This window comes from Pseudomonas sp. F9001, from assembly GCF_013385435.1.
Taxonomy (GTDB): domain Bacteria; phylum Pseudomonadota; class Gammaproteobacteria; order Pseudomonadales; family Pseudomonadaceae; genus Aquipseudomonas.
Genome location: NZ_JACAPX010000015.1, coordinates 96,723 through 109,950, shown reverse-complemented (window position 1 = coordinate 109,950; position 13,228 = coordinate 96,723). Strand labels below are relative to the sequence as shown.

The following is a 13,228-nucleotide window of genomic DNA, read 5'->3' as shown; positions in this document are numbered from 1 at the left end:
GCCCTCACTACCAAAAATGACAACAAATCATGAGGCCAACATGCTTAAACACGCAGTCATTCCGTTATTAGTCAGCGCCGGTTTAATGGCTGCTGCACCTTTCGCCCAAGCGGCGAGCAACCTGGTGTTCTGCTCCGAAGGGAGCCCGGCCGGTTTTGATCCAGGCCAGTACACCACCGGAACAGACTTCGATGCTTCGGCCGAAACCATGTTCAACCGTCTGACCCAGTTCGAGCGCGGCGGCACCGCTGTTGTTCCTGGGCTCGCCACGACCTGGGACGTTTCCCCGGATGGCCTGACGTACACCTTCCACCTGCGTGAAGGCGTCAAGTTCCACACCACCCCGTACTTCAAGCCAACTCGTGAATTCACGGCTGACGACGTACTGTTCACCTTCAACCGGATGATCAATAAAGACGATCCGTTCCGTAAAGCCTACCCGACCGAGTTCCCGTACTTCACGGACATGGGTATGGACACCAACATCAAGAACATCGAGAAAGTCGATGACCACACCGTCAAGTTCACCCTTGGCACCGTGGACGCCGCCTTCATCCAGAACCTGGCAATGAGCTTCGCATCCATCCAGTCGGCTGAATACGCCGCCCAGCTGTTGAAGGAAGGCAAGGCACAGGACATCAACCAGAAGCCAATCGGCACTGGTCCGTTCGTGTTCAAGAGCTACCAGAAAGACTCCAACATCCGTTACACCGGCAACAAGGATTACTGGAAACCTGAAGACGTGAAGATCGACAACCTGATCTTCGCCATCACTACCGACCCGTCGGTGCGTATCCAGAAGCTGAAGAAAAACGAATGCCAGGTGACCCTGTTCCCACGTCCGGCCGACCTCAAGGCGCTGGGTGAAGACAAGGACCTGAAACTGCCGCACCAGGCCGGTTTCAACCTGGGCTACATCGCCTACAACGTAATGCCGGTCCTCAAGGGCCAAACCGCGCCTAACCCGCTGTCCGACCTGCGCGTGCGTGAGGCCCTGGACATGTCGGTGAACAAGCAGCAGATCATCGACTCGGTGTACCAGGGCGCAGGCCAACTGGCTGTCAACGCCATGCCGCCAACCCAGTGGTCCTATGACACCACCATCAAGGATGCGCCGTTTGATGTGACCAAAGCCAAGGCTTTGCTCAAGGAAGCCGGCGTCAAGGAAGGCACCGAGATCACCCTGTGGGCGATGCCGGTCCAGCGTCCGTACAATCCGAACGCCAAGCTGATGGCCGAGATGCTGCAGAACGACTGGAAACAGATCGGCCTGAAAGTGAACATCGTCAGCTATGAGTGGGGCGAGTACATCAAGCGTTCCAAAGGCGGCGAGAACCAGGCCATGATCATTGGCTGGAGCGGCGACAATGGTGACCCGGACAACTGGCTGAACGTGCTGTTCGGCTGCGACTCCCTGGCCGGCAACAACTTCTCCAAGTGGTGCGACAAGAAATTCGACGGCATCGTGAAAGAAGCCAAGGCGACTTCCGACGTAGCCAAACGCACCGAGCTGTACAAGCAGGCGCAACATATCCTCAAAGATGCAGTCCCGATGACACCTATCGCGCACTCGACGGTGTATCAACCCATGCGCAACAACGTGCAGGACTTCAAGATCAGCCCATTTGGCTTGAACTCCTTCTACGGCGTGAGCGTAAGCGGCAAGTAAGGATCTCTGGCGGCGACGTTTCATAACGTCGCCGTTATTGCATCCGCCAAGACCGTAGGAAACAGACCACCTCCGCACACGCTGCCGTCCTACGGCAGCTAACTGCGAATCGCGGCTCCGTTACCTACAAGGTCTGTCAGATTCGTTGCATTTACTGCCCGGCTCCCGACCCATAACGTCGTGGTACGGCAGACGTATCGTCTCTGTAGGGCAACTGCCGTTGTGGGATCAGTGTTGTCGCAAGGTCGTGAATGACCTTGCGATTGCTCACTGACGAAAACAACAAACAAGGATCGGGATTGTTATGCGCCATACCACCGTTCTATCCGCGATATTTGGCACCAGCCTGCTGGCTGTGGCCTCGATGGGCCAGGCTGCCGAGAAAAAGAGCCTGGTGTTTTGCTCCGAAGGCAGCCCGGCGGGCTTCGACACCGCGCAATACACGACGGCCACCGATAACGACGCCGCCGAGCCTATCTACAACCGCTTGGCCGAGTTTGAAAAAGGCGCGACCAATGTCGTACCGGGCCTGGCAACCCGTTGGGATATTTCCGAAGACGGCCTGACCTATACCTTCCACCTGCGTGAAGGGGTGAAATTCCACGGCAACAAGGACTTCAAGCCGACGCGCGACTTCAACGCCGACGACGTGCTGTTCACCTTCAATCGCATGCTTGACCCCGAACACCCGTTCCGCAAGGCCTACCCCACCGAGTTTCCGTACTTCAACGGGATGAGCCTGAACAAGAATATCGCCAAGGTCGAGAAAACCGACCCGCACACCGTGGTGATGACCCTGAACACGGTCGACGCCGCGTTTATCCAGAACATCGCCATGAGCTTCGCCTCGATCCTGTCGGCCGAATACGCCGACCATTTGCTCAAGGTCGGCAAGCCCAGCGACATCAACCAGAAGCCGATCGGCACCGGGCCGTTCGTGTTCCAGCGCTACCAGAAAGACTCGCAGATTCGCTACACCGGCAACAAACAGTACTGGGACCCGAGCCGCGTGAAGCTCGACCAGCTGATTTTTGCGATCAACACCGACGCCTCGGTACGGGTGCAAAAGCTCAAGGCCGGCGAATGCCAGATCACCCTGCACCCGCGCCCGGCCGACGTCGAAGCCCTGAAGGCCGACCCGAACCTGCAACTGCTGACCAAGCCGGGTTTCAACCTGGGCTACATCGCCTATAACGTGCGGCACAAGCCCTTCGACCAGCTCGAAGTGCGCCAGGCCCTGGACATGGCGGTGAACAAGCAGAGCATCCTCAACGCCGTGTACCAGGGCGCGGGGCAACTGGCGGTCAACGCCATGCCGCCGACCCAGTGGTCTTACGACGACACCATCAAGGACGCCGCCTACAACCCGGAAAAAGCCAAGGAATTGCTCAAGGCTGCCGGCGTGAAGGAAGGTACCGAGATCACCCTGTGGGCGATGCCGGTACAACGGCCGTACAACCCCAACGCCAAGCTGATGGCCGAAATGCTGCAAAGCGATTGGGCAAAGATTGGCCTCAAGGTGAAGATCGTCAGCTATGAATGGGGCGAGTACATCAAGCGCACCAAGAATGGCGAGCATGACATCAGCCTGATCGGCTGGACCGGCGACAACGGTGACCCGGACAACTGGCTGGGCACCCTCTACAGCTGCGACGCCATCGGCGGGAACAACTACTCCATGTGGTGTGACCCGGCGTACGACAAGCTGATCAAGCAAGCCAAGGTCGTCACCGACCGCGAACAAAGGACTGTTCTATACAAACAGGCGCAGCAACTGCTCAAGCAGCAGGTGCCGATCACGCCAGTCGCCCACTCGACGGTCAACCAGCCGTTAAGCGCCAAAGTCGAAGGTTTCAAAGTGAGCCCCTTCGGCCGCAACGTGTTCTCGGGCGTCAGCATCAACCCATAAAAAGATAACCGGATTGCGCAGGGCGAGCATTCGCCTTGCTGCAAACGTGCAGCCTTATTTCGGGTTTTACCCATGGGCAAACGTTTGCAAAGGCTTGAACGAGTTACACACCCAATAGCCGGTTCACCTAAAAAGACCGGCATTAAAAAGAGAACCAAAGGAGCTTCACCCATGAAACTGAGCAGCACCGCGCTACTGGCCCTGGCCATCAGCAGCATCACGGCTAACGCCTACGCTGATCCTGCAAGCCAGGACTTCGTTCCAACCACACTGGCCGGCACCAGCGCCCAAAGCGAGGCCAAAGGCTTTATCGATGGCGCAAGCCTGGGCGGTACAACCCGTAACTGGTTCTCCAACGAACAACGCTTCCGTGGCAGCAAGTTCACTTACCAGAAGCACGGCGAAGCCCGTACTGACAACTACCGTACCAACTGGGTGCAAGGCACCATCCTCAACGCTACCTCGGGTTTCACCCAAGGCACCGTTGGCGTGAGCACTGAAGTGGCGGTCTACAACGCTCTGGTCCTGGACCGCAGCAAGCGCGACATCAAGGGCGGCTCCAACCGTACCCTGGCCGACTCCGACGGCGACGCTGTAGACCAGTGGAGCAAACTGGGCCTGGCCAACGTCAAGTTCCGTGTCTCGAACACCACCTTGACCGCCGGTCGCCAGAACTTCAGCAGCGGCATCATCGACACCATCGGTAACCGTGCGCTGCCTTCGAGCTTCGAAGGTGTGAGCTTCAACAGCGAAGAGTTCAGCAACCTGTCCTTCCAGGGCGGCGTGTTCGACCGCGTTTCGCCACGGACCGAGCAGAGCCTGTCGAAATTCCGTACCGAATACGGCAATGGTCGCCAGGAAACCGACAAGGTCAACACCCTGGGCGTCAACTACCAGCCGTTCAAGAGCCTGAAGACCAGCCTGTTCGCCGCTAACGTGGAAGACTTCTGGAACCAGTACTACTTCGGTGCTACCCACGAACTGGGTGACAGCCAGACCCTGTCCCTGACCACGGGCCTGAACTACTACAAGACCGTCGACGAAGGCAAAAAGTTGATGGGCAAGATCGACAACGACACCTACTCGCTGTCGTTCGGCCTGACCCACCAGGCTCACAGCCTGACCTTCTCCTACCAGGCCGTGAACGGCGACGAGTACTTCGACTACCTGCACGAAACCAACGGCATCTACCTGGCCAACTCCCTGACGTCCGACTTCAACGGTCCGAACGAGAAGTCCTTCCAGATCGCCTACGGCATCAACATGGCCGAATACGGCGTGCCGGGCCTGAAGTTCAACGTCTACTCGGCACGTGGCTGGGGTATCGACGGTACTCACTACACCGGCGACGGCGGCCGCGCTGGCTTTGCCTACAACGGCATTCAGGCCCAGGACGGCGAGAAGCACCAGGAATACGGTGTAGGCGCGGCTTACGCGATCCAGAGCGGCGCACTCAAGGCCACCACCATTCGTGGTACCTACGTGACTCACCGTGCCAGCGCCAACCAGGCTGACGGCAACCTGCGTGAGTTCCGCCTGGTGACCACCATCCCGTTCAACATTCTTTAATCAGCGCCAGGTCGGCGGCGGGCTCAGGACGGGCCCGCCGCCTACGCTTGTCTGGTCCAATCGATTGCAGAGGGCTCTTAGATGAAAATGCTCCCGTTACAAGCCGCCATTGCCGCTGCGCTGTTGAGCGTTGCTGTCGGCATCTCGGCCAAACCGTTGGTCGTCTGCACCGAAGCCAGCCCGGAAGGCTTCGATCCGGTCCTGTACACCACGGCTGTCACCGCCGACGCCGCGGCCGAAACCATCTTCAACCGCCTGGTGGACTTCAAGCCCGGCACCACCGAAGTGATCCCGGCACTGGCCAAAGACCTGCCCGAGATCAGCGCCGATGGCCTGACCTACACCTTTCACCTGCGTGACGACATCAAGTTCCACACCACCGACTACTTCAAACCCACGCGCAACATGAACGCCGACGACGTGCTTTGGAGCTTCCAGCGCCAGCTGGACCCGAATCACCCGTGGCACAAAAAGTCCAACGTGGGCTACCCATACTTTGAAAGCATGGGCTTCAAGGAACTGCTCAAGAGCGTAGAGAAGACCGATGACCACACCGTGGTCTTCACCCTGACCCGCCCTGAAGCACCGTTCCTGGCCGACCTGGCCATGGCGTTTTCCTCGATTCACTCCGCCGAATACGCCGACCAGTTGCTCAAGTCCGGCAAGACCGACGACCTGAACGCCAAGCCCATCGGCACCGGCCCGTTCATCTTCACCCGCTACGCCAAAGACGCCCAAGTGCGCTTCAAGGCCAACCCGGAGTACTTCCGTGGCAAGCCGCCGGCTGACCCGCTGATCCTGGCCATCACCACCGACAACAACGTGCGCCTGCAAAAGCTCAAGGCCAACGAATGCCAGATCGCGCTGTATCCGAAACCGGATGACGTGCCGAGCATGAAGGCCGACCCGAACCTGAAGGTGGCGGAACTGGCGGCGATGACCACCGCCTACACCGCCATGAACACCACCCACAAGTACATGAGCGACGCGCGGGTGCGTCACGCGATCAACATCGCGTTCGACAAGAAGGGCTACAACGAATCCCTGTACGGCAAAGGCAACGCGGTCGACGCCACCGGCCCGTACCCGCCAACCCTGCTGGGTTTCAGCGACAAGCTGAAAAACCCGCCCCGCGACCTCGACAAGGCCCGCGCCCTGCTCAAGGAAGCCGGCGTACCGGAAGGCACCGAGTTCACCCTGTTCACCCGCAACGGCGGCGGCCCGACCAACCCCAACCCGATGCTCGGCGCCCAGCGCATGCAGGCGGATTTGGCGCAGATCGGCCTGAAAGTGAACATCAAGGTCATGGAATGGGGCGAAATGCTCAAGCGCGCCAAGAATGGCGAACATGACATGGTCTCCGCCGGCTGGGCGGGGGATAACGGGGACCCGGATAACTTCCTCACCCCGAACTTGAGTTGCGATGCAGCGAAAAACGGCGAAAACTACGCCCGCTGGTGTAACAAGGAGTTTCAAGACTTGATCGACAAGGCGCGCGCCATCGCTGAACCCACCCAGCGCGCTGCACTCTATGAACAAGCAATGGACGTTTTCGACAAGGACCAACCATGGATTCCCATGGCTTACCCGAAAATGTTCACCGCCATGCGTAAAAACGTCGAGGGTTATACCCAAAGCCCTCTGACCACAAATAACTTCGCCACCACCCAGGTGAAGTAGATAAGAGACGCTCGGCACCGTCGACATTGACGGTGCCGAACCTGCCTAACCGGCTGATTGAGGTACACAACAAGATGTTTAGTTTTATTGCCCGCCGATTGGGGTTATTGATCCCCACGTTTTTCGGCATCACCTTGCTGACCTTCGCGTTGATTCGCATGATCCCTGGCGACCCCGTCGAAGTCATGATGGGCGAACGACGAGTCGACCCCGAGATGCACGCTCAGGCAATGGAACGCCTTGGTCTGAATAAACCGCTCTACGCGCAATACCTGGATTATGTCGGCAAGCTCGCCCACGGCGACCTCGGCGAATCCCTGCGCACCCGTACCAGCGTGTGGACTGAATTCACCGCCCTTTTCCCTGCGACCCTGGAACTGTCCATGGCCGCCCTGTTGTTCGCCGGCATCCTGGGGCTGTTAGCCGGGGTGATCGCGGCCTTGAAGCGAGGATCCCTGTTCGACCATGGGGTGATGGGCATCTCCCTGGCGGGATATTCGATGCCGATCTTCTGGTGGGGCCTGATCCTGATCATGTTCTTCTCCGTCAGCCTGGGCTGGACGCCAGTCTCCGGACGGATCGACCTGCTCTACGACATCGAGCCGCGCACCGGCTTCATGCTGATCGACACCCTGCTGGCCGACGAGCCGGACGCATTCTGGGACGCGCTGCACCACCTGATCCTGCCGGCCATCGTGCTCGGCACCATCCCGCTGGCTGTTATCGCGCGGATGACCCGTTCGTCGATGCTCGAAGTACTGCGCGAAGACTACATCCGCACCGCCAAGGCCAAGGGCCTGTCGCCGGCGCGCGTGGTGTTCGTCCACGGCCTGCGTAACGCCTTGATCCCGGTACTCACCGTGGTCGGCCTGCAAGTCGGCACATTGCTGGCGGGTGCGGTCCTGACCGAAACCATCTTCTCGTGGCCCGGCATCGGTAAATGGCTGATCGAAGCCATTGGCGCACGGGATTATCCCGTGGTGCAAAACGGCATCCTGTTAATCGCCTGCCTGGTGATTCTGGTGAACTTCGTGGTGGATATCCTCTACGGCTTCGCTAACCCACGCATCCGTCACCAGCGCTGAGATCATGACCATGACCACACCTACTCCCGCGGTAGCAGTCGATCAAAGCCTGCTGTACCCGTCCCCGTACAAAGAATTCTGGCAAGCCTTTTCCAAGAACAAGGGCGCCGTTGCCGGCCTGCTGTTCATGTTGCTGGTGGTGTTTTGCGCGCTGTTCGCCCCTTGGGTGGCCCCGCATAACCCGAGCGAGCAATACCGTGACTTCCTGCTGACCCCTCCGGCCTGGCTGGAAGGTGGGCAGATCCAGTTCCTGCTGGGCACCGATGAACTGGGCCGTGACCTGCTGTCGCGCCTGATCCAGGGTTCGCGCCTGTCGCTGTTGATCGGCTTGTCGTCGGTGGTGATGTCGCTAATCCCGGGGATCCTGCTGGGCCTGTTCGCCGGTTTCTTCCCGCGCCTGCTCGGCCCGACCATCATGCGCCTGATGGACATTATGCTGGCCCTGCCGTCGCTGCTGCTGGCTGTGGCGATTGTCGCGATCCTCGGCCCTGGCCTGATCAACACCGTGATTGCGATCGCGATCGTGTCGCTGCCGTCCTATGTCCGTCTGACCCGCGCTGCGGTGATGGGCGAACTGAACCGTGACTACGTGACTGCCGCCCGCCTCGCCGGCGCCGGCCTGCCGCGCCTGATGTTCGTCACCGTGCTGCCGAACTGCATGGCGCCGCTGATCGTTCAGGCCACCCTGAGTTTCTCCTCGGCGATTCTCGATGCTGCCGCCCTGGGCTTCCTGGGCCTTGGCGTACAACCGCCAACCCCTGAGTGGGGCACCATGCTGGCCTCGGCCCGCGACTATATCGAACGCGCCTGGTGGGTCGTGAGCCTGCCTGGCTTGACCATTTTGCTCAGCGTGCTGGCAATCAACCTGATGGGCGACGGCCTGCGCGATGCGCTGGACCCGAAACTCAAGAACGCCGCCTGAGGAGATTCCCATGTCACTGCTAGAAATCAAGAATCTCAATGTCCGCTTCGGCGACAAGACCGCCGTGCCGGTGGTCGATGGCCTCGACATCTCCGTCGACAAAGGTGAAGTACTGGCGATCGTTGGCGAGTCGGGTTCGGGTAAATCCGTGACCATGATGGCGCTGATGGGCCTGATCGAGCACCCCGGTATCGTCACCGCCGACGCCCTGAACTTCGACGGCAAGGACATGCTCAAGCTGAGCAACCGCCAGCGTCGGCAGATCGTCGGCAAAGACCTGGCGATGGTGTTCCAGGACCCGATGACCGCCCTGAACCCCAGCTACACCGTGGGTTTCCAGATCGAAGAAGTGCTGCGCCTGCATTTGAAAATGTCCGGCAAGCAAGCGCGCAAGCGTGCCATCGAACTGCTCGAAAAGGTGGAAATCCCGGGCGCAGCCAGCCGTATGGATGCCTACCCGCACCAGTTGTCCGGTGGTATGAGCCAGCGTGTGGCCATCGCCATGGCGATTGCCGGCGAGCCGAAACTGCTGATCGCCGATGAACCGACCACCGCCCTCGACGTAACCATCCAGGCCCAGATCATGGACCTGCTGCTGGCCTTGCAGAAAGAGCAGAACATGGGCCTGGTGCTGATCACCCACGACCTCGCGGTAGTGGCTGAAACCGCCCAGCGCGTGTGCGTGATGTATGCCGGCCAGGCCGTGGAAGTCGGCCAGGTGCCTCAGTTGTTCGACATCCCGGCGCACCCGTACAGCGAAGCGTTGCTCAAGGCGATCCCCGAGCACAGCCTCGGCGCCACGCGCCTGGCCACGCTGCCGGGTATCGTTCCCGGCCGTTATGACCGCCCGCAGGGTTGCCTGCTGTCGCCGCGGTGCCCGTATGTGCAGGAGTCCTGCCGCGCCCAACGCCCGGGCCTTGACCCGAAAAGCAACAGCCTTGCCCGCTGCTTCTACCCGCTGAATCAGGAGGTGGCGTAATGGCCGTCGTACTTACCGCCCGCGACCTGACCCGTCACTACGAAGTGTCCCGTGGCCTGTTCAAGGGCCATGCCCTGGTGCGCGCACTCAACGGTGTGTCGTTCGAACTGGAAGCCGGCAAGACCCTCGCGGTCGTAGGCGAGTCCGGTTGCGGCAAATCCACCCTGGCCCGCGCCCTGACCCTGATTGAAGAGCCGTCTTCCGGCTCGCTGAAAATCGCCGGGCAAGAAGTCGCCGGTGCCGACAAGGCCCAGCGCAAGCAACTGCGCAAAGACGTGCAGATGGTGTTCCAGAGCCCTTACGCCTCGCTGAACCCGCGCCAGAAGGTCGGCGACCAACTGGGCGAGCCGCTGCTGATCAACACCAACCTGTCTGCCGCCGAGCGCCGGGAAAAGGTCCAGGCGATGATGAAGCAAGTGGGCCTGCGCCCTGAGCATTATCAGCGCTACCCGCACATGTTCTCCGGCGGCCAGCGCCAGCGGATCGCACTGGCGCGGGCGATGATGCTGCAACCCAAGGTGCTGGTAGCGGACGAACCGACCTCGGCCCTCGACGTATCGATCCAGGCCCAGGTGCTGAACCTGTTCATGGACCTGCAGCAGGAATTCAACACCGCCTACGTGTTCATCTCCCACAACCTCGCGGTGGTGCAGCACGTCGCCGACGACGTAATGGTGATGTACCTCGGCCGCCCGGTGGAAGTCGGTCCAAAGGAAGACATCTACGCACGCCCGCTGCACCCGTACACCCAGGCGTTGCTGTCGGCGACCCCGACCATTCATCCGGACCCGAACAAACCGAAGATCAAAATCGTCGGCGAGTTGCCCAACCCGTTGAACCCGCCATCCGGCTGCGCCTTCCACAAGCGCTGCCCGTACGCGACCCAGCTGTGCAGCACCGATGAACCGGTGCTGCGACCTCTGGACAACCGTCAGGTGGCTTGCCACTACGCGGAGCAATTTGTGGTCTGACGTGCAAAAAAATGCTCTGGAGGGTGAGTCCAGAGCATTCCAGTGTTCTACAGCCCTGCTTGTCGGATAGCGCATCTGTTCGGCAAGCGGGGCTTTCTTTTGCCTGCGTTACTTATGTATCGCTGTCGCCATCGTTGTAGGTGTCGCTGTCTTCGCCATCATTGTCCGGGTTCTCGGCATCGTCATCGTCCTTGGAACCGCCCTGGTTTTCGTCACCGGGCTCGGATTCACTCTTGGCCAACTGCAAGCCACCCGCCTGCACCGTCTTCGCCGCCACAAACCCCGTGCCATGGCTTTGCACAGCCGTATTGGCCCACGCGGCAGACATGCCCAATGACATCATCACCAGCACTTTGAGCAACAGCACCACACGTTGAAAGATACTCATGGTCGAATTCCGCCCAGTCAGGAGTTGAACTGCGTACGACAGCTGTCCGCCGTCGCCTTGCTTCAAACTAGTCCCGAACTGAAGTTTTCGCCAATGAAACAACCTGAATAGCAGCCAAAGAAAAAGGCGAAGCCATCACAGCTTCGCCCTCTCTTATATCGCTAACCCTTAGTGATGCTCACGGGTCGCGCGGAATTTCACATCCGGCCAGCGCTCTTCCATCAGCGCCAGGTTGACCCGGGTTGGGGCCAGGTAGGTCAGGTGACCACCGCCGTCGATCGCCAGGTTTTCCACGGCCTTGATCTTGAACTCTTCCAGCTTCTTCTTATCGCTGCAGTCGATCCAGCGCGCGGAGTACACGGTGATCGGCTCATAGGAGCATTCCACCTTGTATTCCTCTTTCAGGCGACTGGCCACTACATCGAACTGCAGCACACCGACGGCGCCGAGGATGATGTCGTTGCTGCGCTCCGGGAAGAACACCTGGGTGGCACCCTCTTCCGCCAACTGCTGCAAACCTTGGCGCAGTTGCTTGGATTTCAGCGGGTCACGCAGGCGTACGCGGCGGAACAGTTCCGGGGCGAAGTGCGGGATACCGGTGAAGCCCAGCACTTCGCCTTCGGTGAAGGTGTCACCGATCTGGATGGTGCCGTGGTTGTGCAAGCCGATGATATCGCCGGCATACGCTTCTTCCAGTTGCTCACGCTCGGAGGAGAAAAAGGTCAGGGCGTCGCCGATGCGCACGTCCTTGCCGGTACGCACGTGGCGCATCTTCATGCCTTTTTCGTATTTGCCGGAGCAGATACGCATGAAGGCGATACGGTCGCGGTGCTTGGGGTCCATGTTCGCCTGGATCTTGAACACGAAGCCGGCGAATTTCTCTTCCACAGGCTCCACGGTACGCTCGTTGGCAACCCGGGCCAGCGGCTTGGGGGCCCAATTGACCACGGCATCCAGCACGTGGTCGACACCGAAGTTGCCCAGGGCGGTACCGAAGAACACCGGCGTCAGCTGGCCGTCGAGGAATTCCTGCTGGTTGAACTCGTGGCAGGCGCCCTGCACCAGTTCCAGCTGGTCGACAAACCGGTCGTACTCGTCACCCAGGTGGGCGCGGGCTTCGTCGGAGTCGAGCTTCTCGATGATTTTCACATCGGTACGTTCGTGGCCGTGGCCAGCGGTGTACACAATGATGTAGTCGTCGGCCAGGTGGTACACGCCCTTGAAGTCGCGGTAGCAACCAATCGGCCAGGTGATCGGCGCGGCCTTGATCTTCAGGACGGCTTCGATTTCGTCCAGCAGTTCGATCGGGTCGCGGATGTCACGGTCGAGTTTGTTGATAAAGCTGACAATCGGCGTGTCCCGCAGGCGGCACACGTCCATCAGCGCGATGGTGCGCGGCTCGACGCCTTTACCGCCGTCGAGGACCATCAGTGCCGAGTCCACCGCCGTCAGGGTGCGGTAGGTGTCTTCGGAGAAGTCTTCGTGGCCCGGGGTGTCGAGCAGGTTGATCATGTGATCGCGATACGGGAACTGCATGACCGACGTGGTAATGGAAATACCGCGCTGTTTTTCCATTTCCATCCAGTCGGAGGTGGCATGGCGGTCGGATTTACGGGATTTCACCGTGCCGGCCACCGCGATCGCCTTGCCCATCAGCAACAGCTTTTCGGTGATGGTGGTTTTACCGGCATCGGGGTGGGAAATAATGGCGAAAGTGCGGCGTTTCGCGACTTCGGCGGCCTGGTGGGTCATGGGAAATCGCCTGGCAGGTGAGTCAAAAAAGGGCGGCGAGTATAGCGCAAACCCGGGGTGACGGACCACCGTTCACCCCATTGGGGGTGGCTAATTGCTGCCAAGTATGGAACCTTTTAAAAGGTAGAGACGTCCACTCCCCTGCTATCGCACTCGTAACAGGGGCTGAAAAATCAGCAAGTTAGCCTGACGAGGCTGCGCTCATGGCTCGACCGCATACCGCGTTGCCGGTAGGGGCGAGCTGCTATTCGCGACCACATTCGCCGACAGCCAGGAATGGCATTGCCGCTCGGAAATGTGTTCG

10 protein-coding genes are annotated in these 13,228 nt (G+C 59.9%); 8 read left to right on the top strand and 2 right to left on the bottom strand.

Annotation, left to right across the window (positions count from 1 at the left end; translation table 11 throughout):
* Positions 1-40 precede the first annotated feature (40 nt).
* The 8 genes from HX818_RS17085 to HX818_RS17050 all read left to right on the top strand — a co-directional run bounded on the left by HX818_RS17085 (position 41) and on the right by HX818_RS17050 (position 10,784).
* Complete coding sequence (locus tag HX818_RS17085; RefSeq protein ID WP_003216000.1) at positions 41-1,669, top strand: ABC transporter substrate-binding protein; 1,629 nt, start codon at positions 41-43, stop codon at positions 1,667-1,669.
* 364 nt (positions 1,670-2,033) lie between these two features.
* Entirely contained in the window at positions 2,034-3,578 is a 1,545-nt protein-coding gene (locus HX818_RS17080; protein ID WP_371135981.1) for an ABC transporter substrate-binding protein, read from the top strand.
* A gap of 171 nt (positions 3,579-3,749) precedes the next feature.
* The gene (locus HX818_RS17075) at positions 3,750-5,147 is read left to right on the top strand and encodes an OprD family porin (RefSeq protein WP_003215995.1); all 1,398 of its coding nucleotides are present in this window, start codon (positions 3,750-3,752) and stop codon (positions 5,145-5,147) included.
* A gap of 81 nt (positions 5,148-5,228) precedes the next feature.
* Positions 5,229-6,827, top strand: coding sequence for an ABC transporter substrate-binding protein (locus HX818_RS17070; RefSeq protein WP_102369916.1), 1,599 nt, complete (start codon positions 5,229-5,231; stop codon positions 6,825-6,827).
* 74 nt (positions 6,828-6,901) lie between these two features.
* On the top strand, positions 6,902-7,912 hold the full coding sequence (locus HX818_RS17065; protein ID WP_003215992.1) for an ABC transporter permease subunit: 1,011 nt from the start codon (positions 6,902-6,904) through the stop codon (positions 7,910-7,912).
* A 10-nt stretch (positions 7,913-7,922) separates the two neighbouring features.
* Complete coding sequence (locus HX818_RS17060; RefSeq protein WP_003215991.1) at positions 7,923-8,834, top strand: ABC transporter permease subunit; 912 nt, start codon at positions 7,923-7,925, stop codon at positions 8,832-8,834.
* 10 nt (positions 8,835-8,844) lie between these two features.
* Entirely contained in the window at positions 8,845-9,813 is a 969-nt protein-coding gene (locus tag HX818_RS17055) for an ABC transporter ATP-binding protein (protein WP_008437263.1), read from the top strand.
* Positions 9,813-10,784 carry a peptide ABC transporter ATP-binding protein gene (locus HX818_RS17050; protein ID WP_003215987.1) on the top strand — a complete coding sequence of 324 codons (972 nt, stop codon included), beginning with the start codon at positions 9,813-9,815 and terminating at the stop codon, positions 10,782-10,784. The genes HX818_RS17055 and HX818_RS17050 overlap by 1 nt, the downstream gene beginning before the upstream one ends.
* Positions 10,785-10,896: 112 nt before the next feature.
* Here the strand turns inward: HX818_RS17050 and HX818_RS17045 are convergent, their stop codons facing one another.
* Positions 10,897-11,172, bottom strand: a complete 276-nt coding sequence (locus HX818_RS17045) for a hypothetical protein (RefSeq protein ID WP_003215984.1) — start codon at positions 11,170-11,172, stop codon at positions 10,897-10,899.
* Between the two features lie 168 nt (positions 11,173-11,340).
* Entirely contained in the window at positions 11,341-12,924 is a 1,584-nt protein-coding gene (locus HX818_RS17040) for a peptide chain release factor 3 (protein WP_003215978.1), read from the bottom strand.
* Between the last annotated feature and the right edge of the window lie 304 nt (positions 12,925-13,228).

What these genes read in the sequence shown, in the direction of transcription:
- HX818_RS17065 (WP_003215992.1), top strand. Translation starts at nt 6,902, where the DNA reads ATGTTTAGTTTTATTGCCCGCCGATTGGGGTTATTGATCCCCACGTTT.
- HX818_RS17085 (WP_003216000.1), top strand. Translation starts at nt 41, where the DNA reads ATGCTTAAACACGCAGTCATTCCGTTATTAGTCAGCGCCGGTTTAATG.
- HX818_RS17055 (WP_008437263.1), top strand. Translation starts at nt 8,845, where the DNA reads ATGTCACTGCTAGAAATCAAGAATCTCAATGTCCGCTTCGGCGACAAG.
- HX818_RS17060 (WP_003215991.1), top strand. Translation starts at nt 7,923, where the DNA reads ATGACCACACCTACTCCCGCGGTAGCAGTCGATCAAAGCCTGCTGTAC.
- HX818_RS17075 (WP_003215995.1), top strand. Translation starts at nt 3,750, where the DNA reads ATGAAACTGAGCAGCACCGCGCTACTGGCCCTGGCCATCAGCAGCATC.
- HX818_RS17050 (WP_003215987.1), top strand. Translation starts at nt 9,813, where the DNA reads ATGGCCGTCGTACTTACCGCCCGCGACCTGACCCGTCACTACGAAGTG.
- HX818_RS17070 (WP_102369916.1), top strand. Translation starts at nt 5,229, where the DNA reads ATGAAAATGCTCCCGTTACAAGCCGCCATTGCCGCTGCGCTGTTGAGC.
- HX818_RS17040 (WP_003215978.1), bottom strand. Translation starts at nt 12,924, where the DNA reads ATGACCCACCAGGCCGCCGAAGTCGCGAAACGCCGCACTTTCGCCATT.
- HX818_RS17045 (WP_003215984.1), bottom strand. Translation starts at nt 11,172, where the DNA reads ATGAGTATCTTTCAACGTGTGGTGCTGTTGCTCAAAGTGCTGGTGATG.
- HX818_RS17080 (WP_371135981.1), top strand. Translation starts at nt 2,034, where the DNA reads ATGGGCCAGGCTGCCGAGAAAAAGAGCCTGGTGTTTTGCTCCGAAGGC.